The sequence below is a fragment of the Sinorhizobium sp. 7-81 genome (assembly GCF_030124405.1).
Lineage (GTDB): Bacteria > Pseudomonadota > Alphaproteobacteria > Rhizobiales > Rhizobiaceae > Sinorhizobium > Sinorhizobium psoraleae.
The window spans coordinates 554,437-572,941 of the sequence record NZ_JASKLT010000003.1 but is presented as its reverse complement, the minus strand read 5'-3'; the positions used below and the strand labels follow the sequence as shown (position 1 = coordinate 572,941).

Below are 18,505 nucleotides of genomic sequence, written 5' to 3'. Positions count from 1 at the left end.
AGTGAATATGTATGGTGCAGTGGTGCCGGTACCGCTTGCGCGACGCTTTTCGTGTGCGCGGCCGGCAAAACGAGGAGAGATGAGCTCTCGACGCGCTGGAGCGGGCCGAGGACGAGTTCGGCGGGAGATGTCGCGGAGAGCGGCCGCAACCGTCATGGCGGGAAATAGGGAGGAATTATGGATCGCCGTTCATTCATCAAACACGCGAGCATCGGCGGCCTAGGTGCGGCTGCCGCTACGGCGCTCGCATCGCCGGCCATCGCGCAGGCAAACCCGAAGATCAACTGGCGTCTTGCCTCGTCGTTTCCGAAGTCGCTCGACACGATCTACGGCGGCGGTGAGGTGCTGTCGAAATATGTTTCCGAAGCGACCGACGGCAATTTCCAGATCCAGGTTTTCGCCGCAGGCGAAATCGTTCCCGGTCTGCAGGCCGCTGACGCCGCTGCTGCAGGAACCGTCGAGGCCTGCCACACGGTTGCCTATTACTATTGGGGCAAGGACCCGACCTGGGCGCTTGGCGCTGCAGTGCCCTTCGCGCTCAACGCGCGCGGCATGAACGCCTGGCATCATCATGGCGGCGGTATCGACCTCTTCAACGAGTTCCTTGCGACCCAGGGCCTCGTCGGCTTCCCGGGCGGGAACACCGGCGTGCAGATGGGTGGCTGGTTCCGCAAGGAGATCAAGACCGTTGCAGACATGCAGGGCCTCAAGATGCGCATCGGCGGGTTCGCCGGCAAGGTCGTCGAAAAGCTCGGCGTCGTGCCGCAGCAGATCGCCGGCGGCGATATCTATCCGGCTCTCGAAAAGGGCACGATCGACGCCGCGGAGTGGGTCGGTCCGTATGACGACGAAAAGCTCGGCTTCTACAAGGTTGCGCCGTACTACTACTATCCCGGTTGGTGGGAAGGCGGCCCGACGGTGCATGCCATGTTCAACAAGGCGGCTTTCGACGGCCTGCCGAAGAACTATCAGTCGCTGCTGCGCACCGCCTGCCAGGCGACCGACGCGAACATGCTGCAGAAGTACGATTTCCTGAACCCGTCGGCGATCAAGCGTCTCGTGGCTTCCGGCGCGAAGCTCAGCCCGTTCAGCGCGGAAATTCTGTCCGCCTGTTTCGACAAGGCGAACGAAGTCTATGCGGAGATGGAAGCTGCCAATCCGACCTTCAAGAAGATCTGGGACTCGATCAAGGCCTTCCGCGCCGAGTACTATCTGAACGCGCAGATCGCCGAATACAACTACGACACCTTCATGATGATCCAGCAGCGGAACGGCAAGATCTGAGTTTCCGTATCAATTTTTATAACGAAGGCCCCGGAGCGACGCTTCGGGGTCTTCTTGTATCCGACGTAAACCTCCACCTTCGGTAGAGGGTCTTTATAGTATGAACCACGATGACCTTTCCGATGAAGAGCTTCTATATATCGTCGGTCAAACCGACACAGAGTTATTCCATGCCGGGAAGGACATAAAGCGCCGGTATTGGGAAGTGCCCCAGCTCGTCATGAGGAGATTCGGCTACGTTGGTTATGTTATGTCGGGAGTGGGTAAGCCGAAAATACTTGACCGCATAGAAAGGACTTTCGCTTCCATCTATAGGAAGCAGGACATCGCCATGGGTGGTCACATAGGCGTTTTCATGTATCGGGACATTTTCGCCCGTATCGGCGTACCGCATATCTACGGGCGGGTTTCCATTAATCCATTCGACTTTGTGGAGCTAACGCCAATCCAGCTGCGAATTATCCAAACTGAACCCGATCAAATGGAGAGCTACTTGGATCAGTTTTCGGACGTCGCAGACATTCAGTATGGCACTCGGGAGATAAAGAAGCCCTATTCTGAGATAGAGTTGGTTACCCGCTTCGTCGGATTGGCGCGACTCCATCTCCATTCGGCGGCCGCTGTCGTGACGGGCGGGTACGATTATCGAGGCGCGGTGCAAAGTGCGCTTCTGGCTAGCGAGCTTGGCTTGAAGGCTGGTGCGGCGGCAAATGGCATGAGAGAAGCTGACATTAAGAAGCAGTTCAACCATCGAACTGACGCAGTCCTTGATTTCGTTGCATCTTGCTGGTCATCAATAGACTGCGATCGGATGAAGCGGGTGGTTTTGGGTCAGCCCGAGTATGTCCCTAATCGATATGCCGCCACTCAGCCAGAAAGAAGAGAGGTTGGGCACTTGGTGATGGGCGCGCAATATCTAGTTTCGGAAATCGTCCGTCAAATCTCGGATCGAGATTTCAGGAAAAGCCTCAATCCTTCCATTACACGCCGCTATCCTGCGTAAAAGCCCAACTTGCGTAAATAGCAAAGGACCGGCGCGCCGCCGGTCCCCTGTGTAGCTCTTGATAGCGGTTCCGCTTTGGTCGAGACTTGGAGCCGCTTTGGTTCTTTCGGCACTCAATTGAACGAAGGCGGCGCGCTGAGATCCGGCGCCGGCTTGTTCTGCTGGGCAGGTGCGCCGTTCTGCTGAGCCGGCGCACCGTTCGGCTGGGCCGGCTGCTGCTGACCGCCGTCGAGCGGGCTGCCGCCCGGCAGTTGCAGGCCGCCCGGAAGGCCGAGACCGCCGCCGTTGTCGGGCAGTGTGAGCCCGCCGCCACCGGTTCCGAAGCCAGGAACCTCGATCTTGATGGTGGACGGATCCACGCCCGCGCCGCTTCCCTTGTAGTGCATGACCATCTGCGGGAACATGATCGTCAGCGCCACCATCAGGATCTGGATGCCGACGAAAGGCACCGCACCCCAGTAGATCTGCCCCGTGGTGACCGGTTGCGTCATCTTGCCGGTCACCTTGTCGAGGTAGGGCACCCTGGCCGCGACCGAGCGCAGGTAGAAGAGCGCGAAGCCGAACGGCGGGTGCATGAAGCTCGTCTGCATGTTGATGCCGAGCAGCACGCCGAACCAGATCAGATCGATCCCGAGCTTGTCCGCTGCCGGTGCGAGCAGCGGCACGATGATGAAGGCGAGCTCGAAGAAATCGAGGAAGAACGCCAGGAAGAAGACCAGCAGGTTGACCGCAATCAGGAAGCCGGTCTCGCCACCCGGCATCGCCGTCAGCAGATGTTCCACCCAGATGTGCCCGTTGACGCCGTAGAAGGTCAGCGAGAAGACCCGCGCGCCGATCAGGATGAACAGCACGAAGGCGGAAAGGCGTGTCGTGGCGGTCAGCGCCCCGCGGACGACGTCAAGGTTCAGCCGCCCCTTGGCAGCCGCCATGATCAAGGCGCCGACCGCGCCCATGGCGCCGCCTTCCGTCGGCGTCGCGATGCCGAGAAAGATCGTGCCGAGCACGAGGAAGATCAGTGCCAGCGGCGGGATCAGGACGATGATGACCTGTTGGGCCAGCCGCGAAAGCGCATTGATCTTGAGCGCGCGGTCGATCAGAGCGACCACGTAGATGACCGCCACGCCGACCGTCGCGCCGAGGATGTCGGCGTTCTCGCCCTGCGTCGGAGAGAGGTAGACGTGCGCCGCATAGGCGATGCCGGCCGCGGCTATGAGGGCAATGATCAGCGATGTGACGCCCGAACCCAACGTACGGGCCTCGAGCGGCAGCGCCGGCATCGAATCGCGCTTCAGGAACGACATCAGCAGGACGTAGCCCATGTACAGGCCCGTCAGCACAAGACCCGGGATGAGGGCGCCGGCATACATGTCGCCGACAGAGCGGCCGAGCTGGTCGGCAAGGACGATCAACACCAGCGACGGCGGGATGATCTGGGCGAGCGTGCCGGAGGCGGCGATGACGCCCGAGGCGACCCGCCGGTCGTAGCCGTAGCGCAGCATGATCGGCAGCGAGATCAGCCCCATTGCGATAACCGAGGCCGCAACCACGCCGGTGGTCGCCGCAAGCAGAGCGCCGACGAAGATGACCGCATAGGCAAGACCGCCGCGGACGGGACCGAAGAGCTGGCCGATCGTGTCGAGCAGATCCTCGGCCATGCCGGATTTCTCGAGCACGATGCCCATGAAGGTAAAGAAGGGGATGGCGAGCAACGTGTCGTTGGACATCACCCCCCAGAACCGTTCCGGCAGCGCGTTGAGCAGCGGCCAGGAAAGGTTGATCGAATCCGAAAGCGGCGCAAGCTCAACGCCGATGATGAAGAACAGCAGGCCGTTCGCCGCGAGCGAGAAGGCAACGGGATAACCCAGCATCAGGAACACGATCAGCGATACGAACATGATCGGTGCCAGGTTGTCGGCAATGAACGCAATCACGGGCGCACCTCCGGACCTACAGCTTCGTCAAGCGGCGCGTGCGTCGGCACATAGGGGGTGGGATCGTCCATGTTTCCCGTCATGATCGCGATCTTCTTGATGATTTCAGAAACCCCCTGCAGGGCAAGCAGGATGAAGCCGATGAGCAGGATGGCCTTGGCCGGCCAGATGATCAGGCCACCGGCGCTCGAAGAGCCTTCGCCCGACAGGTAGGACATGCGGACGTAGGGTACGAGGTAGTAGAGCATGAGCAGCACGAACGGCATCAGGAAGAAGACGTGACCGAAAAGGTCGATCCAGTGCTGAACGCGGCGCGAGAAACTGCCGTAGACGACGTCGATGCGGATGTGCTCGTTCTGGCTGAGCGTATAGGCGGCAGCGAACATGAAGGCTGCGCCGAAGAGGTACCATTGCGCCTCGAGCCAGGCATTCGACGACATGTTGAAGATTTTTCGGATGACGGCATTGCCGGCGCTGACGAGCACGGCGACCAGAATGAGCCAGCCGACCGCCTTGCCGATATTCTCGGTGATTGTGTCAATCAATCGGCTGAAGCCGAGTAACGGTTTCATCAAGATCCTCCCCGCAGTGGCTGTTTTTATCTTTTTGCCAAGCACAGCCACAGTGCCGATTTCAAGCCTCCTTTCAAGTCTGATGCCTGTTTTTCTAGGATAGCGGCGGGGTCTCAGACGAAAGTCGAACATGCGTCGGCAAAAAGTGCCCAAGAGTTAGGCACAAGAGCGTGGAGATCGCCGTTTGCTCCATACTGGCGCTCCACAGAATGGACACCGGTTTCGCCCATGCTCAGGCGATTCGGAAGCAGGACAATTCCGCCTGCTCCTTCTGCACAGGAACCGGCGTGACGGGGCTTGAAACGGTTCGGAGTTTCGGGCTGGATGCGCTCGCCGAGAATCTGGGGAGGATGCAAGACATGGCCGCGACTATCCGCAACCCGATCCTGCCGGGTTTCAACCCGGACCCGTCGATCTGCCGCGTCGGCGACGATTATTACATCGCAACCTCGACCTTCGAATGGTACCCGGGCGTGCAGATCCACCATTCGCGCGACCTCGTGAACTGGCGGCTGGTGCGCCGACCGCTCGAGCGGGCAAGCCAGCTCGACATGCGCGGCAATCCCGACAGCTGCGGCATCTGGGCGCCGTGCCTTTCCTATTCCGACGGGCTGTTCTGGCTGGTCTATACCGACGTCAAACGCTTCGACGGCAATTTCAAGGACGCGCACAACTACATCGTTACGGCCGAAGCCGTGGAGGCGACCTGGTCCGATCCGGTCTACGTCAACTCCTCGGGCTTCGACCCTTCGCTCTTTCATGACGATGACGGCCGCAAGTGGTTCCTCAACATGCAGTGGAACCACCGCACGGAGAGCTTCGGCGGCGCGCCGAAGAGCCCGGCATTCGACGGCATTCTGCTGCAGGAATGGGACGAGCGCACGCGCCGGCTCGTCGGTCCGGTCAAGAACATCTTCGCCGGGAGCTCGCTCGGCCTGGTCGAGGGGCCGCATCTCTTCAAGCGCAACGGCTGGTACTATCTGACGACAGCAGAAGGCGGGACGGGCTACGACCATGCGGTGACGATGGCGCGTTCGCGCAGCATAGACGGGCCCTACGAGATGCATCCGAATACCCATCTCATTACTTCGAAGGACCATCCGGAGGCCATGCTGCAGCGAGCCGGTCACGGCCAATATGTCGAAACGCCGGACGGTCAGGCCTATCACACCCATCTCTGCGGCCGTCCGCTGCCGCCGCAACGGCGCTGCACCCTCGGCCGCGAGACGGCGCTGCAGAAATGCGTCTGGCGCGAGGATGAATGGCTTTATCTCGAAAACGGCGGCACGGTCCCGGACGTCACCGTTCCGGCGCCGGCCCAGACGAGTGACGTCGCCGCGCCAAGAGTGATCGAGACCGATTTCGACGAGGCCGAGCTTCCCTCGGAGTTCCAGTGGCTGCGCACGCCTGTGGCCGACCGCATCTTCTCGCTGACGTGGCGGGAAGGGCACCTCAGGCTCTTCGGACGGGAAAGCATCGGCAGCTGGTTCGAGCAGGCGCTGGTGGCGCGGCGGCAGGAGCATCATTCGTTCCGGGCCGAGACCGTGGTCGAGTTCGCGCCGGAGACCTATCAGCAGGTGGCCGGCCTGACGCATTACTACAACCGGCACAAGTTCCATGCATTGGGCGTCACATGGCACGAAAAGCTCGGTCGTGCCGTCACGATTCTTTCCTGCCCCGGCGATTTTCCGCACGGCCGCCTGCAGTTCCTGGCGGGCAGCGGCGTCGCGGTTCCGGACGGACCGATCCATCTCGCGATGGAAGTGCGGGACAACGACCTGCAATTCTTCTGGCGGGCAAAGGAGCGCGATACATGGCAGGCGATCGGCCCGGTGCTCGACGCCGGCGTTGTTTCAGACGAAGGCGGCCGCGGGGAGCACGGCTCCTTCACCGGCGCCTTTGCCGGCATGTTCGCCTTCGACACCTCGGGCAGCGCCCTGCCGGCGGATTTCGATCGGTTTCGTTACGAGGCACTTGTCTGAGCGAATTCAATCTATAAGGAAGTAATCATAAGCGGCGGTTATCATTACATAATTGTAATGCTGCGTTTCATATTCGGTTCAGAAATGGAGTTCTAGTTTCGAGGGGCAGACAACGAAAGGAAGCCCCCTCATGAAACGTCTCATCATTGCCCTGGTTGCCAGTTCCTTCCTGGCAAGCCCCATGGCTCTCGCCCAGCCGTCCGGATCCTTCGAGGTCGCACAGGCGCATGACCGTTACCGGTCCAAGTCTGTCGACCGCCACGTACATAAACGCGTCGAGAAGACCGTTGAGAAGCGCGTGATCATCAAGAAGCATCGCTGGGCGCGTGGACACCGGCTGAGCCCGGGCGAGCGCCGTCATATGGCCTATGTCCGTGACTACCGCCGTTACAGGTTGCGCACCCCGCCGCGCGGTCAGCAATGGGTGCGCGTCGACAATGATTTCCTGCTGATCAGCCTTGCAACCGGGGTGATCGTCGGCCTTGCCGGCGCTTACTGAGACGGGAATGAAAGAAAGGCGGGCTTTGGCAGCCCGCCCTTCGTCGCCTTGGGAGGACGACTTTTGGATTTCGCAATTCCGGACGGAAAACCGTTACACACTTTTTCTGGAACTGCTTCAACTCGCCGAAGCGAGGCAGGATTTCATCGAAGCGCCGATATTCTCCATCATCTGGAAATAGAGGTCCGGGCCTGCATCGAGCGTTGCCGCCTCAGGATCGAGCGTTCCGGATTTCGCCGGGGTGCCCTCGATGACGACATTGATCAGCTTCGGCTCGAACTGGGGTTCGGCAAAGACGCAGGTCGCGCCCAGTTCCTTGATCTTGGCACGGATCTCCGAAAGCCGTTCGGCGCCGGGCAGCACTTCGGGACTGACGGTGATGGAGCCGGCGACCCGGACCTTGTAGCGATGTTCGAAATACTGATAGGCGTCATGGAAGACGACGAAGGGCTTGTCCTGGACCGGCGCAACCGTCTCCGCGAGATGCTTGTCCAGCGCATCCAGCCGTTGGTTGACCTTGGCTAGATTGGCCTCGTAGGCGGCGGCATTTTCCGGGTCTACTTCGGCGAGCGCCTTTTCGATCTCGGCGGCCATTGCCTTGGCGTTCATCGGATCGAGCCACATATGCATGTCGAACTCGCCTTCTGCATGTTCGTGCTCGTGGGCGGCTTCCTGTTCGCCGGCATGCTCTTCGTGTCCTTCGTGGGCCGCCTCCTCGGCGCCGTGATCTTCGCCTTCATGGCCTTCCTCGTCATGCGCCTCGAACGCGCCGCCCTCGCGGAATTTTAGCTTCTCGAGGCCGGGCGCCTCACCGAGTTCCACCACCTTGGCGTTGCTGCCGAGCGCTTCGAGCGGTTTGTCCAGGAAGGCTTCGAGGTCGTGGCCGACCCAGAACACCACCTTGGCCTCCTGCAGTGCCGCGGCATTCGATGGCTTCATGTTGTAGGTATGCGGCGAGGCGCCGCCCTCGACGATAAGCGACGGTTCTCCGACCCCCTCCATGATCGAAGCGACCAGCGAGTGGACAGGCTTGATGGAAGCCACCACATTGGGTGCATCCGCCCAGGCGGGAGAAGAGAGAAGAACAGTGGATGCAAAGAGCAGGGCAGGCGTCGATTTCATCGGGGTCTCCGAGCTTAACAGGTTCAAGTGTTACGCAGCCTTTGCGCATTGGATGTTGCGCAGCATCGTCATGTAATGTTATTACATCAATTGCGTTATGCTATAACGTGTGCGATAGCCAGTGGCAACCATCAATCCGGAATTTTTTGATGCTGAATTTCCGATCGCCAGAAACGAGGCCGCTCGTCAGCCTCAACAACACCGGGGTCCGCCGGAACGGGCGATGGCTCGTGCGCGGCGTCGAGTTTTCGATCGGCCGCGGCGAGATCGTCACCCTCATCGGGCCGAACGGGTCGGGAAAATCGACGACGGCGAAGACGGCGATCGGCGTGTTGAAGCCGGACGAGGGATATGTCGAGCGGATCGGTGGGCTCAAGGTCGGCTATGTGCCGCAGAAGCTCGCCATCGACTGGACCTTGCCCTTGACAGTCGAGCGGCTGATGACGCTGACGGGTCCCTTGAAGGCACGCGAAATCGAGGAGGCGCTCGCCGCAACCGGCATGCTGCACATGGCGAAAGCCGAAGTGCAGCATCTTTCGGGGGGCGAGTTCCAGCGCGCGCTGCTTGCCCGCGCAATCGCCCGCAAGCCTGACCTGCTTGTGCTCGACGAGCCGGTCCAGGGCGTCGATTTCTCCGGCGAGATCGCGCTTTACGAACTCATCAAGCAGATCCGCAACCGCACCGGCTGCGGGATCCTGCTGATCTCGCATGATCTTCATATCGTCATGGCGGAAACCGATACGGTCGTCTGCCTCAATGGTCATGTCTGCTGCCGCGGCACGCCGCAGGCGGTGAGCCAGAGCCCGGAATATCTGAAGCTCTTCGGCCGGCGGGCAGCGGGCACGCTCGCGGTCTACAGCCACCATCACGACCATACGCACCTGCCGGACGGGCGCGTGCTGCATGCGGACGGCAGCATCACCGAAAGCTGCTTCCCGGGCGACGGTCATCATCACCACGAGGAAGGCGAGGACGTGCACGACCACGATCCGGACTGCGGCTGCGGCCATCATGCGCGGCTCCACGGCTACGAACAGCCGGAGAAGCGCGATGCTTGACGATTTCTTCATCCGCGCGCTCGTCGCCGGCATCGGCATCGCCATCGTCGCCGGGCCGCTCGGCTGTTTCGTCATCTGGCGGCGCATGGCCTATTTCGGCGACACCATGGCCCATTCGGCGCTGCTCGGCGTGGCGCTGTCGCTGCTCCTCGAACTCAACCTCATGGTCAGCGTCTTTATCGTCGCTTCCGTCGTCTCGCTGCTGCTCTTGTTCCTGCAGAAGCGCGGCGCGCTGTCGACGGATGCGCTGCTCGGCATCCTCTCGCATTCGGCGCTGTCGATCGGCCTCGTCATCGTCGCCTTCATGACCTGGGTGCGGATCGATCTGGTCGGCTTTCTCTTCGGTGACATCCTTGCCGTTTCCGAGGCCGACATCGACATCATCTGGGGCGGCGGCATTCTGGTCGTCTTCGCGCTCGTCTATCTCTGGCGCCCGCTGCTTGCCTCGACCGTCAATCCGGAACTGGCGGAAGCCGAAGGCCTGCGGCCCGAGAGGGCGCGGCTTTTCTTCATGTTGCTGATGGCGCTGGTGATCGCCATTGCCATGAAGATCGTCGGCATCCTGCTGATCACGTCGCTTCTGATCATCCCGGCGGCGACCGCGCGTCGCTTTGCCGGGTCGCCGGAGATCATGGCCGTGCTTGCCTCGGTGATCGGCGCGCTCGCCGTTGCCGGCGGGCTTTTCGGCTCGCTCCACTTCGACACCCCGTCGGGACCGTCTATTGTGGTTGCGGCGCTTGCGCTGTTCGTGCTGAGTCTCCTGCCGGTCGGCAGAAGGCTCGAAAGCGCTTCACATTTTCCGAACGGAGGACACCAGTGATGGCCACGCCGCAATTGACGAAAAACCAATCGCTGGTGATGGGAGCGCTGGCCCATTCGGAAGGCCCGATGAGCGCCTACACGATTCTCGATAAGCTGCGCGACCAGGGATTTCGCGCGCCGCTGCAGGTCTATCGCGCGCTCGACAAGCTGCTCGAATACGGCCTCGTCCACCGGCTGGAAAGCCTGAACGCCTTCGTTGCCTGCACCTGCCCGCATGACCACGAACATGATCGCGGCGTCACCGCCTTTACCATCTGCGAGGGCTGCGGCCAGGTGACGGAGTTCCACGACGAAGCGATCGAAGAGCGCCTTTCGGCGCTCGTGCGCGCGCAGAATTTCAAGACCGAGAAGACGACGATCGAAATCCGCGGGCACTGCGGGAGCTGCGCCGCCTGATTTGTGCCGGTGTGAGCGTCAGTCCAGCCGCGTGAACTGGGCGGCATAGCGCTGCCAGTTCTTCACGTAATGTTCGGCGGAACGCTTCAACCGCTCGACCGCGGCGTCATCCAGCGTGCGGATCACCTTGGCCGGCGAACCGACGATCAGCGAATTGTCGGGAAATTCCTTGCCTTCGGTGACGAGCGCACTGGCGCCGACGAGGCAGTTCCTGCCGATTTTCGCGCCGTTCAACACGGTCGCGCCCATGCCGATCAGTGAATTGTCGCCGATCGAGCAGCCGTGGATGATTGCCCGATGACCGATGGTGCAGCCTTCGCCGATCGTCGTCGGGAAACCGGGGTCGACATGGATGATCACGGCTTCCTGGATGTTCGTGCGCGCACCGATGCGGATCGGCTCGTTGTCGCCGCGCAGCGTCGCGCCGAACCAGATGCCGACATCCTCGCCGATTTCCACCTGGCCGATGACGTTGGCGTCGGGGGCGACCCAATAGCTGCCTTCCGCCGGCTTTTGCGGCCGCAGCGGTCCGAGTGCGAAGAACGGCATGCGTGTTTCCTTCCTGGCTACTGCATGTTTCCTCAAATCCCAGCCGATTCAAGGATAAAAACATGTAGGCGTTAGACTACGGTGACCGAGAGCGCGGCGACGCCATCGACGCCGCAGGTGACGATGTCCCCGCGCCGAACCGGCCCGACGCCTGCGGGTGTTCCGGTCATGATCACGTCGCCCGGCGCAAGCGTAAAGGTCCCGGAAAGCTCGGCGATGATCTCGGGTACCTTCCAGATCATCTGTTCGAGATCGCCCTGCTGACGCAGTTCGCCGTTGACCTTCAGCCAGATATTGCCATTGACCGGATGGCCGATCGCTTCGGCCGGGACGATCTCCGAGACCGGTGCGGAATGCTCGAAGGCTTTGGCGGCCGCCCACGGCTTGCCGGCCTTCTTCGCCTCCGCCTGCAGGTCGCGGCGCGTGAAATCGATGCCGACGGCATATCCGTAGACGTGGTTGACCGCTTCCTCGACGGGAATGTCGGCGCCGCCGCTGCGCATGGCGACGATCAGCTCCACCTCGTGGTGCACGTCGGAGGAGCGCGGCGGGTAGGGGAAGTTCGCGCCCGGCGGCAGCAGGTTGTCCGGATTCTTCTGGAAGAAGAATGGCGGTTCGCGGTCGGGATCATGTCCCATCTCGATCGCGTGGGCGGCATAGTTGCGGCCGACGCAATAGACACGTCGGACCGGAAAGCCCACGAGGCTGCCGGAGATCGGCAGCAGCACGGGCGGCGAGGGCGGTATGACAGTTTCCATGAATCCCCTTCTACCGCGATTGACCCGGCAATGAAAATCGACCCTACCGCATGTCTCCTTGAATCGACCTCGATTCAAGGACAAAGACATGCAGCATTTCAAATTGCCTACAGCGACCTTTGCGCGTCTGATAAGACGCGCAAAACGCCGCAACGCCTTCGCGTGTCGATTGGGCGCGCGGCGCTGCGGCGAATCTGGAGGTGAAGGTTAGCAGCCGGAACGGCTGCCGCAAAAGGCAAAGTATGCCGAGGGCTTGATGCGGTGGCTGCGATCAGGCGCAGCGCACATAGTCTCTAAGCTGGTCGCGGGTCAGAAACCGGCCGTCCGAGCGCGAATTGAGTTCCGGGTGGCTGTATTCGAGGCTGGGTACTTCGGGAAGTTCAAGGGCCTGGCGGACGGTCATGATGCCGATATCCTTGCGGCCGCTTTCGCGCTTCATACTCACTTCGACTATGCGATAGAGATGGCTCTCGCTCATGGTGGCTCTCCCGTTTTATTTTTCCCTTTTGGTGTGGACTAAAGCTCTCCGAAATTGGTTTTTATGGGGCACCTCAGAATATAACCGCAAGAAATGAACGCTTCGCGACAGAAATCGGGCAGTTTCGCGAATATTTCTGTGTCATTTCGAGATGCGCGGGAACGAAAAAGTAGTACATTTCCGCCTGTGGTCGCTTCGGTCGGAAACTAATCTATGCGCAGATAGGCCGGGGCCCAGTTACCGCGGAAACAAAGAACAACGTCTTCGCCAGTTCGCGCGATATCGTACACAACGCCGTGCGTCGATGCCTCAATGCGTCTCTAAATGCGCCTCCTTGGCGGCGGAAATAAAGAGTTTGCGGGCTTCTTCGACGGTACGGCGGCCAGCAATCGCAGCGCGACAGGCGCTGCGGGCGGCGACGTAGTAAGGTCCACGGTGGGGCCATTGGTCCGCCAGGCACCTGAGCGCGTCGGACGGTCCCTTGACCGTGCGCACATCATTACCGGTCAATCCAAGTTCAATCGGATGGCTCCACAACACTTGATGCATGCTTCTCCTCCTTGAGATCATGGACAACAACGTCGTCAGCAGGGTCCCGGTTCCGCGCTCCTCGGACGCGCACCTTGAGCCAGGTGCTTCAATGTAGCGCAGGAATTACGGTTTGTCCGCTAATTTGCGGGCGTGTCCTTCCTTGGGGGCGCGACGTTCCCGCGGGGCGCGGGGCGCGTAGAATTCCTGGCCGAGGGGACTTCCTGCCGGCTGAGGAACTATCGGCCTTCACATGGGTTTTGTTTCGGCAAGCTCGGAGGGGAGCGCCTTGATGATTGCCCCGGACTTTGAGGAACCGGAGCGGAATGCCCCCAACGAGTTATCCGTGGTGGATCGCGCGCCATGTTGACATGGCGCGGGGATCTTCTGTCGCATTAGGAAAGCAAAGATGTGGACGAAATCGCTTGTTGCCGAAATTCTCGGCGAACCGTCGCTGTCGCAGACCGCCGGCAGCAGTCTGGCACAATTCGAATGGAGGAACCGCGTCATCGTCATCTTCTCCGACCTGACGAACGAGAAGGCGGCGCGGCAGGAGAAGCTGCTTCTTGCCAAGCACCGTGAACTTGCACGCCATGATGTTGTGGTCCTGCGCGTGCGGGACGGCTGCGTCGTACCCCTCTACGGAGCTGGCGGCGACCTCGACGCACGCCAGATCCGCGAAGACCTCGACGTAAACGAGGTTCGCGACTTCACCGTCGTGGTCGTGGGAAGAGATGGATCGGTGAGACTTCACGCGAACGAGCCGAAAAAACCGGATGAGTTCTTCGCTTTGTTCGAGGGAGGCAACGCGGCGCCGAACCGGCATGCGCCCGGGGGTTGAGGCGGAACGCGGCCGTGGGAGGTCAATGCAACGTCCTTGAAACCGCTGCCGAGACGCCTTGCTTCATTTCGGCATCCAAGCGCATGGCCATCACATAGTCCTCGGTCAATTCCATCAGAGCCAGCGCGATCTCCTGCCACGTCCAGCCTTCGCTCTCGGCCAAGGCGATCAGCAGGTGGAAATCATCATCCAGCGCGCGCTGGCATTCGAGGTCGCGGTCGGGATGATTGTGGCGGATGTTTTGTGCGAGCGCTTTAGGCATTGTTCCTCCTTACTCCGAAAAGGAACTCCGGGAGCATCCCCGTGGTTCCATCGTGGCGAGCCCTTTTCCTGGAGAATACGTGGCGGATGGCGGAATGGTTGCAGCAGCCGGGGGGCGGTTGGAAGTGCCGGCGCCCCGTCTCGCGAGCACCGGTAAGGTGCCGAAAGGAGTGTCGTTTACCGGCGGCAATCAGCGACGGCTGCAGTCTCGCTTTACCTGGATTTGCGCGGTATAAGACCTCGCCCTAATTCTGCACTGCCGCTCCGATATGGCTCCTGCCGCGACAGATCCGTCGCGGCCCCCCGGGGCATCGTGCGAACCGATGAGACGTGAGAGACTTGCCGTCAATGGCTGAAAATCCGGGAAAACCCCGATACTTCAAGGCGCCCATCTTCGCCGTGGCGCCTATGATCGACTGGACGGATCGTCACTACCGCTTCTTCGCGCGGCAGCTCTCGCGCCATGCGCTGCTTTATACGGAGATGATCGTCGCCGACGCGATCCTGCGCGGCGATCGCCAGAAGCTGCTCGGCCACGATGCCTCGGAGAACCCGGTCGCCTTGCAGCTCGGCGGCAATGATCCCGCGAAGATGGCGGAGGCCGCGCGGATCGGCGAAGGCTTCGGCTACGACGAGATCAACATGAATGTCGGCTGCCCGTCCGACCGGGTGCAATCGGGCACCTTCGGCGCCTGCCTGATGCAGGAGCCGGCGCTCGTCGCCGAATGCGTCGCGGCGATGAAGGCGGCGGTCAGGATCCCCGTGGCCGTCAAATGCCGAATCGGCGTCGACGACCAGGACCCGGAACTGGCGCTGCGCGACCTCGTCGCCCGCGCGAAGGATGCCGGCACGGATGCCGTCTGGGTGCATGCGCGCAAGGCCTGGCTGCAAGGCCTGAGCCCCAGGGAAAACCGCGAGGTCCCACCACTCGACTACGGCCTCGTGCATCGGCTGAAGGCGGAACACCCGAATCTTTTCATAGGCCTCAACGGCGGTCTTCAGACACTGGATCAGGCGCTCTCGCATCTGGATCGTCGCTTGCTGCCGCCCGGTGCGGCCAGCGCCCCAGCCGTCGAAGCCGAAGCTGGGCAAGCGCTGGACGGCGTCATGCTTGGCCGCGCCGCCTATCACGACAGCGGCCTCCTGACCGCTGCCGACGGTTATTTCGCCCATCCTCTGACAGGTGCTGCGCCGGACCCGATCGAGCCAAACACCTTCTCCGATCGCCACCACCGCCTGTCGCTCGATTTCTGGGCCGGCGTGCGCGACGCGATGGCGGACTACGCCGCCACCCATATTGCCAGCGGCGGCCGCCTGATCCACGTCACCCGTCACATGGTCGGCCTTTTCCAGGGCTGGCCCGGGGCCCGGCGCTACCGCCAGATCCTTTCCGCCGAAGCCACGCGCAAGGGCGCCGGTCCGGAGGTGATCCACGCCGCCTTCGACGCCGTGTTCGAAGCCGCGACCGCAAGGCAGGCGGCGGAGTAGGGCGCGCCGGTCTCTTTTCGAGCCGACCTCTCCTCTCGTCCCTCATTCCTGTGCTCGTCACAGGAATCCAGCCACAGCGCGTCCGCGCTGTGAATGCTCCGTTCATCGAAAGACGGATTCTCCCGGCGTTGCTCGCCCAAGCATCTCCCGCGCCCAAGGACTTGGGCGCACTGGATTCCTGTGACGAGCACAGGAATGAGGGAGCACAGGGAGCGGTCGCGCCTCCGTAAGCGCACCCAACAAAAAACGGCGCCTCTTGCGAAGCGCCGTTCTTCAAATTCCGTCGGAAACGTCCGGCTTAGAGAGCCTGGAGGTTGACGGCCTTCGGGCCCTTGCCCATGCGATCCGGCTCGGTGTCGAAGGCAACCTGCTGGCCGTCCTTCAGGGTTGCGAGGCCGGCGGCCTGAACGGCGGAGATGTGGACGAATACGTCCTTCGCGCCGCCGTCCGGCGTGATGAAACCAAAGCCCTTGTCCTGGTTGAAGAATTTTACGATGCCCTTGGTGGCCATGGAAGAAGTCCTTTTCCTTCAGTCTGTCTTTTTTGCCGCAACCCAACGCTTCAATAGCACGTATCGGCTGCTGCAGGTAGTGTCCGCGCCCCCGGAGGGATGCGAACGGGTCGTCTTCAGTGCTATCGGCACTGAAAGGCGTCGAGTGGTCACGATATCGGGGAAAAGACGTCTACGATGCCGCTTGCGGCAGTCCCGGCGAATGGCCGGGCTCAAACGAAAGTCCAGTCTCCGGGATTGAAAACGCCCGAACGGTTTAGAAGTGGCAGTATTCGCGAAAAAAGGCAAGGGGAGAGTTTCCAGGTGCCGCGCCACCGGCCGCAACGCCTTGCCTGCCGCCGTTTGCGTGGTTTCCCTCGAAGGCGCGCCGATCAGGAAATGTCGTGGATTGCCTCTTTCTGACCACATTTTCGTCCCGACGCTCGGCTGCAACCGCCATGGGCTTGCTGCGGCCGCAGCGAACCGGTAGGTCTGAACCGGAAGGAATATCGCAGTTGATGAACAGGTGCCCCGCGTGATCGATCCCTATGTCCTCCTCGGAATTGAGCGCGACGCCGACGAGCGGGCGATCCGGACTGCCTACCGAAAGGCGGTGAAGACCGCGCATCCCGACCGCGGCGGCGATGCCGAGCAGTTCGGCAAGCTGCAGGCGGCCTATGACCTGCTCAAGGATCCGGTGCGGCGCAAGGTCTATGACGACACCGGCTACGATCCGCAGCTCGCCGACGCCAAGGACCTCAAGGGCCTGATGATGCTCGAAACGCTGGTCAACGATTTCATCCTCGACGAGCGCGAGCCCGGCAGCTTCGATCCCGTCGCGGCGATGCGGCGCAAACTCTCCGACGATATCGTCAAGAACCGCTTCCACATCCTCGAACTCGAACGCCACCGCTCGCGTGTGCGCAAGCATCTCGACCGCCTCGGCCGGCGGCCGGAGACCGACGTGCTCGGCTCGATGCTCCGCGCCCGCAGCCAATCGATTGCCGACGCGATAAAGAACGCCGAGGCGCAGATCGAGGCGATCGAGCAGGCATATCAGATGCTGGAGGGGTATTCGTATGAGCTGGAGGCGATCGAGGTGAAGGCGGCGGAGTAGGGCGGGATCGTTTCGATTTAAACGCGATAAGATCGTCCGCCTGGCTGCAGGAGCCTGGCTCCGACGTCGTTCCGTCCTGTGTGTCTTCGCGCAGTCGTCGCGTTGTCCGCTATGGCCCTTCAAGGCGGCCCTTCTTTTGAGATGCGATACACGCTGGAGGGTACGTTTCAAGACGGACAGCCGGGGGGGGGGTAGCGGACCAAGCCCGGCGTCAACTTCGGGACCCGCTCCATCCGCTGCACTTTGGGAACAGTGATGAGCAATTCGCGCCAGCCGTGATCGGCCGGCGCGACTTGCCTGTCATCTGGCGTGGGCGTCGATCTCGCTAATCCTGATCGTCGGCGTCGCCGTCACCGTCGCCGCTGCCGGGATCACGGTCACCGTCGTCCGGATCATCGTCGCCGTTGCCGGGGTCACGGTCATCGTCCGGATCATCGTCGCCGTTGTCGGGATCATCGCCGCCGTTGTCGGGATCGCCGCCGCCGTTGTCGGGATCATCGTCGTCGTCGCCGGGATCATCGCCGCCGCCGGGATCGCCGCCACCGCCGCCGGGACCGCCGCCACCGCCACCGGGACCGCCACCGCCGCCGCCGGGACCGCCACCGCCGCCACCGGGACCGCCACCACCGCCGCCGGGACCACCGCCACCGCCGCCGGGACCACCGCCGCCGCCGCCGGGACCACCGCCACCGCCGCCGGAGCCGCCGCCACCATCTCTATCGAAGCCTTCGGTGGAGGTCGTGGAGAAGGGGTTCCCAATAGCCGCCGTAGATAACGGCGGACATTGGTTGATTTGGTCGGTCGTCAGGATATCGGCTCTGTTCCGAGCCACGCAGCAGGCCTCGTAGTTCGCCTCTGTCAGGGGACTGCACTGATCAGCCGTGAGTATCGGCCCCTCGAGGGCTTGGGCGCGTGCGGTACCCGTTGCCGGTATTAAAAAACCGACCGACATCAGGGCCAGGCCGGTGCTCTTTAAAAGTACATCTCGGGTTTTCATGTTTCTCTCCCTAATTTAGTGAGCACTTAAATTCGCAACTCGCGGGAATGTTCCCTAAAAAATCAGGGGTTTTCGGAAACTCATGGCTGCGCGGCACTACCGGAGGTTTTCAGATGACCGTGAGAAGATCGCGTACGCATGATCGCGCGTTTCTCATCCAGGAACCGCGACGTGCTCGTCGATTCGAGATCGTCCGTGTTGCAGGCACAACATGGGGCTTCGGTGCGGAACTGTGCCGGGGCAAGTGTTTCCGGAAGTAAGTTACGGATGCTTTCCCTCTTCGCGGGAGAGATGCCTGAATGGGGCAGAGAAGGCGCCTCCGATTATCG

Annotated in this window: 20 protein-coding genes; 10 read left to right on the top strand and 10 right to left on the bottom strand. The window is 61.7% G+C overall.

The genetic code is table 11. From position 1 onward, the window contains the following. The first annotated feature begins 177 nt into the window (after positions 1–177). Complete coding sequence (locus QN224_RS15300) at positions 178–1,284, top strand: TRAP transporter substrate-binding protein (RefSeq protein ID WP_283977376.1); 1,107 nt, start codon at positions 178–180, stop codon at positions 1,282–1,284. A 100-nt stretch (positions 1,285–1,384) separates the two neighbouring features. After that, entirely contained in the window at positions 1,385–2,287 is a 903-nt protein-coding gene (locus tag QN224_RS15295; RefSeq protein ID WP_283977375.1) for a hypothetical protein, read from the top strand. 113 nt (positions 2,288–2,400) lie between these two features. Here QN224_RS15295 and QN224_RS15290 read toward each other — a convergent pair whose 3' ends face one another. Together QN224_RS15290 and QN224_RS15285 are read right to left on the bottom strand one after the other, a co-directional pair. Further along, complete coding sequence (locus tag QN224_RS15290; protein ID WP_283977374.1) at positions 2,401–4,218, bottom strand: TRAP transporter large permease subunit; 1,818 nt, start codon at positions 4,216–4,218, stop codon at positions 2,401–2,403. Continuing rightward, on the bottom strand, positions 4,215–4,790 hold the full coding sequence (locus QN224_RS15285; protein ID WP_269283189.1) for a TRAP transporter small permease subunit: 576 nt from the start codon (positions 4,788–4,790) through the stop codon (positions 4,215–4,217). The genes QN224_RS15290 and QN224_RS15285 overlap by 4 nt, the downstream gene beginning before the upstream one ends. 359 nt (positions 4,791–5,149) lie before the next feature. On the opposite strand from QN224_RS15285, the gene QN224_RS15280 reads away from it, so the two are divergent. Together QN224_RS15280 and QN224_RS15275 are read left to right on the top strand one after the other, a co-directional pair. Continuing rightward, positions 5,150–6,772 carry a glycoside hydrolase family 43 protein gene (locus QN224_RS15280; RefSeq protein ID WP_283977373.1) on the top strand — a complete coding sequence of 541 codons (1,623 nt, stop codon included), beginning with the start codon at positions 5,150–5,152 and terminating at the stop codon, positions 6,770–6,772. A gap of 130 nt (positions 6,773–6,902) precedes the next feature. Next, positions 6,903–7,271: an RcnB family protein gene (locus QN224_RS15275; RefSeq protein WP_283977372.1), complete on the top strand. Its 369-nt coding sequence runs from the start codon at positions 6,903–6,905 to the stop codon at positions 7,269–7,271. A gap of 117 nt (positions 7,272–7,388) precedes the next feature. On the opposite strand, the gene znuA is transcribed toward QN224_RS15275, so the two are convergent. After that, entirely contained in the window at positions 7,389–8,393 is a 1,005-nt protein-coding gene (znuA, locus tag QN224_RS15270; RefSeq protein ID WP_283977371.1) for a zinc ABC transporter substrate-binding protein ZnuA, read from the bottom strand. A gap of 149 nt (positions 8,394–8,542) precedes the next feature. On the opposite strand from znuA, the gene QN224_RS15265 reads away from it, so the two are divergent. The 3 genes from QN224_RS15265 to QN224_RS15255 are packed head-to-tail and all read left to right on the top strand — an operon-like array spanning position 8,543 to position 10,669. Next, positions 8,543–9,451: a metal ABC transporter ATP-binding protein gene (locus tag QN224_RS15265; RefSeq protein ID WP_173513132.1), complete on the top strand. Its 909-nt coding sequence runs from the start codon at positions 8,543–8,545 to the stop codon at positions 9,449–9,451. Beyond that, positions 9,444–10,271 carry a zinc ABC transporter permease subunit ZnuB gene (gene znuB / locus QN224_RS15260; protein WP_173513133.1) on the top strand — a complete coding sequence of 276 codons (828 nt, stop codon included), beginning with the start codon at positions 9,444–9,446 and terminating at the stop codon, positions 10,269–10,271. Before QN224_RS15265 ends, znuB begins: the two co-directional genes overlap by 8 nt. Beyond that, positions 10,271–10,669, top strand: a complete 399-nt coding sequence (locus QN224_RS15255) for a Fur family transcriptional regulator (protein WP_173513134.1) — start codon at positions 10,271–10,273, stop codon at positions 10,667–10,669. The genes znuB and QN224_RS15255 overlap by 1 nt, the downstream gene beginning before the upstream one ends. Before the next feature lie 18 nt (positions 10,670–10,687). Here the strand turns inward: QN224_RS15255 and QN224_RS15250 are convergent, their stop codons facing one another. The 4 genes from QN224_RS15250 to QN224_RS15235 form a co-directional block, all read right to left on the bottom strand. Next, positions 10,688–11,218, bottom strand: coding sequence for a gamma carbonic anhydrase family protein (locus tag QN224_RS15250; protein WP_283977370.1), 531 nt, complete (start codon positions 11,216–11,218; stop codon positions 10,688–10,690). Between the two features lie 71 nt (positions 11,219–11,289). Continuing rightward, positions 11,290–11,976, bottom strand: a complete 687-nt coding sequence (locus QN224_RS15245; RefSeq protein ID WP_283977369.1) for a fumarylacetoacetate hydrolase family protein — start codon at positions 11,974–11,976, stop codon at positions 11,290–11,292. A gap of 271 nt (positions 11,977–12,247) precedes the next feature. After that, positions 12,248–12,454 carry a hypothetical protein gene (locus QN224_RS15240; protein ID WP_173513137.1) on the bottom strand — a complete coding sequence of 69 codons (207 nt, stop codon included), beginning with the start codon at positions 12,452–12,454 and terminating at the stop codon, positions 12,248–12,250. Between the two features lie 309 nt (positions 12,455–12,763). Beyond that, the gene (locus QN224_RS15235; RefSeq protein ID WP_173513138.1) at positions 12,764–13,003 is read right to left on the bottom strand and encodes a DUF982 domain-containing protein; all 240 of its coding nucleotides are present in this window, start codon (positions 13,001–13,003) and stop codon (positions 12,764–12,766) included. A gap of 388 nt (positions 13,004–13,391) precedes the next feature. Here QN224_RS15235 and QN224_RS15230 point away from each other — a divergent pair, with 388 nt between their 5' ends. Further along, positions 13,392–13,823, top strand: a complete 432-nt coding sequence (locus QN224_RS15230; RefSeq protein WP_173513139.1) for a DUF4174 domain-containing protein — start codon at positions 13,392–13,394, stop codon at positions 13,821–13,823. Between the two features lie 22 nt (positions 13,824–13,845). On the opposite strand, the gene QN224_RS15225 is transcribed toward QN224_RS15230, so the two are convergent. Next, positions 13,846–14,085 carry a hypothetical protein gene (locus QN224_RS15225; protein ID WP_283977368.1) on the bottom strand — a complete coding sequence of 80 codons (240 nt, stop codon included), beginning with the start codon at positions 14,083–14,085 and terminating at the stop codon, positions 13,846–13,848. A 347-nt stretch (positions 14,086–14,432) separates the two neighbouring features. Between QN224_RS15225 and dusA the strand changes: the two genes are divergently transcribed. Continuing rightward, positions 14,433–15,572, top strand: coding sequence for a tRNA dihydrouridine(20/20a) synthase DusA (dusA, locus tag QN224_RS15220; protein WP_283977367.1), 1,140 nt, complete (start codon positions 14,433–14,435; stop codon positions 15,570–15,572). A 298-nt stretch (positions 15,573–15,870) separates the two neighbouring features. On the opposite strand, the gene QN224_RS15215 is transcribed toward dusA, so the two are convergent. Then, positions 15,871–16,083, bottom strand: a complete 213-nt coding sequence (locus QN224_RS15215; RefSeq protein ID WP_173513142.1) for a cold-shock protein — start codon at positions 16,081–16,083, stop codon at positions 15,871–15,873. Positions 16,084–16,570: 487 nt separating this feature from the next. On the opposite strand from QN224_RS15215, the gene QN224_RS15210 reads away from it, so the two are divergent. After that, entirely contained in the window at positions 16,571–17,179 is a 609-nt protein-coding gene (locus tag QN224_RS15210; protein ID WP_283977490.1) for a J domain-containing protein, read from the top strand. 325 nt (positions 17,180–17,504) lie between these two features. Here the strand turns inward: QN224_RS15210 and QN224_RS15205 are convergent, their stop codons facing one another. After that, entirely contained in the window at positions 17,505–18,011 is a 507-nt protein-coding gene (locus QN224_RS15205; RefSeq protein WP_336621112.1) for a hypothetical protein, read from the bottom strand. Between the last annotated feature and the right edge of the window lie 494 nt (positions 18,012–18,505).

What these genes read in the sequence shown, in the direction of transcription:
- QN224_RS15300 (WP_283977376.1), top strand. Translation starts at nt 178, where the DNA reads ATGGATCGCCGTTCATTCATCAAACACGCGAGCATCGGCGGCCTAGGT.
- QN224_RS15295 (WP_283977375.1), top strand. Translation starts at nt 1,385, where the DNA reads ATGAACCACGATGACCTTTCCGATGAAGAGCTTCTATATATCGTCGGT.
- QN224_RS15285 (WP_269283189.1), bottom strand. Translation starts at nt 4,790, where the DNA reads ATGAAACCGTTACTCGGCTTCAGCCGATTGATTGACACAATCACCGAG.
- QN224_RS15280 (WP_283977373.1), top strand. Translation starts at nt 5,150, where the DNA reads ATGGCCGCGACTATCCGCAACCCGATCCTGCCGGGTTTCAACCCGGAC.
- QN224_RS15275 (WP_283977372.1), top strand. Translation starts at nt 6,903, where the DNA reads ATGAAACGTCTCATCATTGCCCTGGTTGCCAGTTCCTTCCTGGCAAGC.
- znuA (WP_283977371.1), bottom strand. Translation starts at nt 8,393, where the DNA reads ATGAAATCGACGCCTGCCCTGCTCTTTGCATCCACTGTTCTTCTCTCT.
- QN224_RS15265 (WP_173513132.1), top strand. Translation starts at nt 8,543, where the DNA reads ATGCTGAATTTCCGATCGCCAGAAACGAGGCCGCTCGTCAGCCTCAAC.
- znuB (WP_173513133.1), top strand. Translation starts at nt 9,444, where the DNA reads ATGCTTGACGATTTCTTCATCCGCGCGCTCGTCGCCGGCATCGGCATC.
- QN224_RS15255 (WP_173513134.1), top strand. Translation starts at nt 10,271, where the DNA reads ATGGCCACGCCGCAATTGACGAAAAACCAATCGCTGGTGATGGGAGCG.
- QN224_RS15250 (WP_283977370.1), bottom strand. Translation starts at nt 11,218, where the DNA reads ATGCCGTTCTTCGCACTCGGACCGCTGCGGCCGCAAAAGCCGGCGGAA.
- QN224_RS15245 (WP_283977369.1), bottom strand. Translation starts at nt 11,976, where the DNA reads ATGGAAACTGTCATACCGCCCTCGCCGCCCGTGCTGCTGCCGATCTCC.
- QN224_RS15240 (WP_173513137.1), bottom strand. Translation starts at nt 12,454, where the DNA reads ATGAGCGAGAGCCATCTCTATCGCATAGTCGAAGTGAGTATGAAGCGC.
- QN224_RS15235 (WP_173513138.1), bottom strand. Translation starts at nt 13,003, where the DNA reads ATGCATCAAGTGTTGTGGAGCCATCCGATTGAACTTGGATTGACCGGT.
- QN224_RS15230 (WP_173513139.1), top strand. Translation starts at nt 13,392, where the DNA reads ATGTGGACGAAATCGCTTGTTGCCGAAATTCTCGGCGAACCGTCGCTG.
- QN224_RS15225 (WP_283977368.1), bottom strand. Translation starts at nt 14,085, where the DNA reads ATGCCTAAAGCGCTCGCACAAAACATCCGCCACAATCATCCCGACCGC.
- dusA (WP_283977367.1), top strand. Translation starts at nt 14,433, where the DNA reads ATGGCTGAAAATCCGGGAAAACCCCGATACTTCAAGGCGCCCATCTTC.
- QN224_RS15215 (WP_173513142.1), bottom strand. Translation starts at nt 16,083, where the DNA reads ATGGCCACCAAGGGCATCGTAAAATTCTTCAACCAGGACAAGGGCTTT.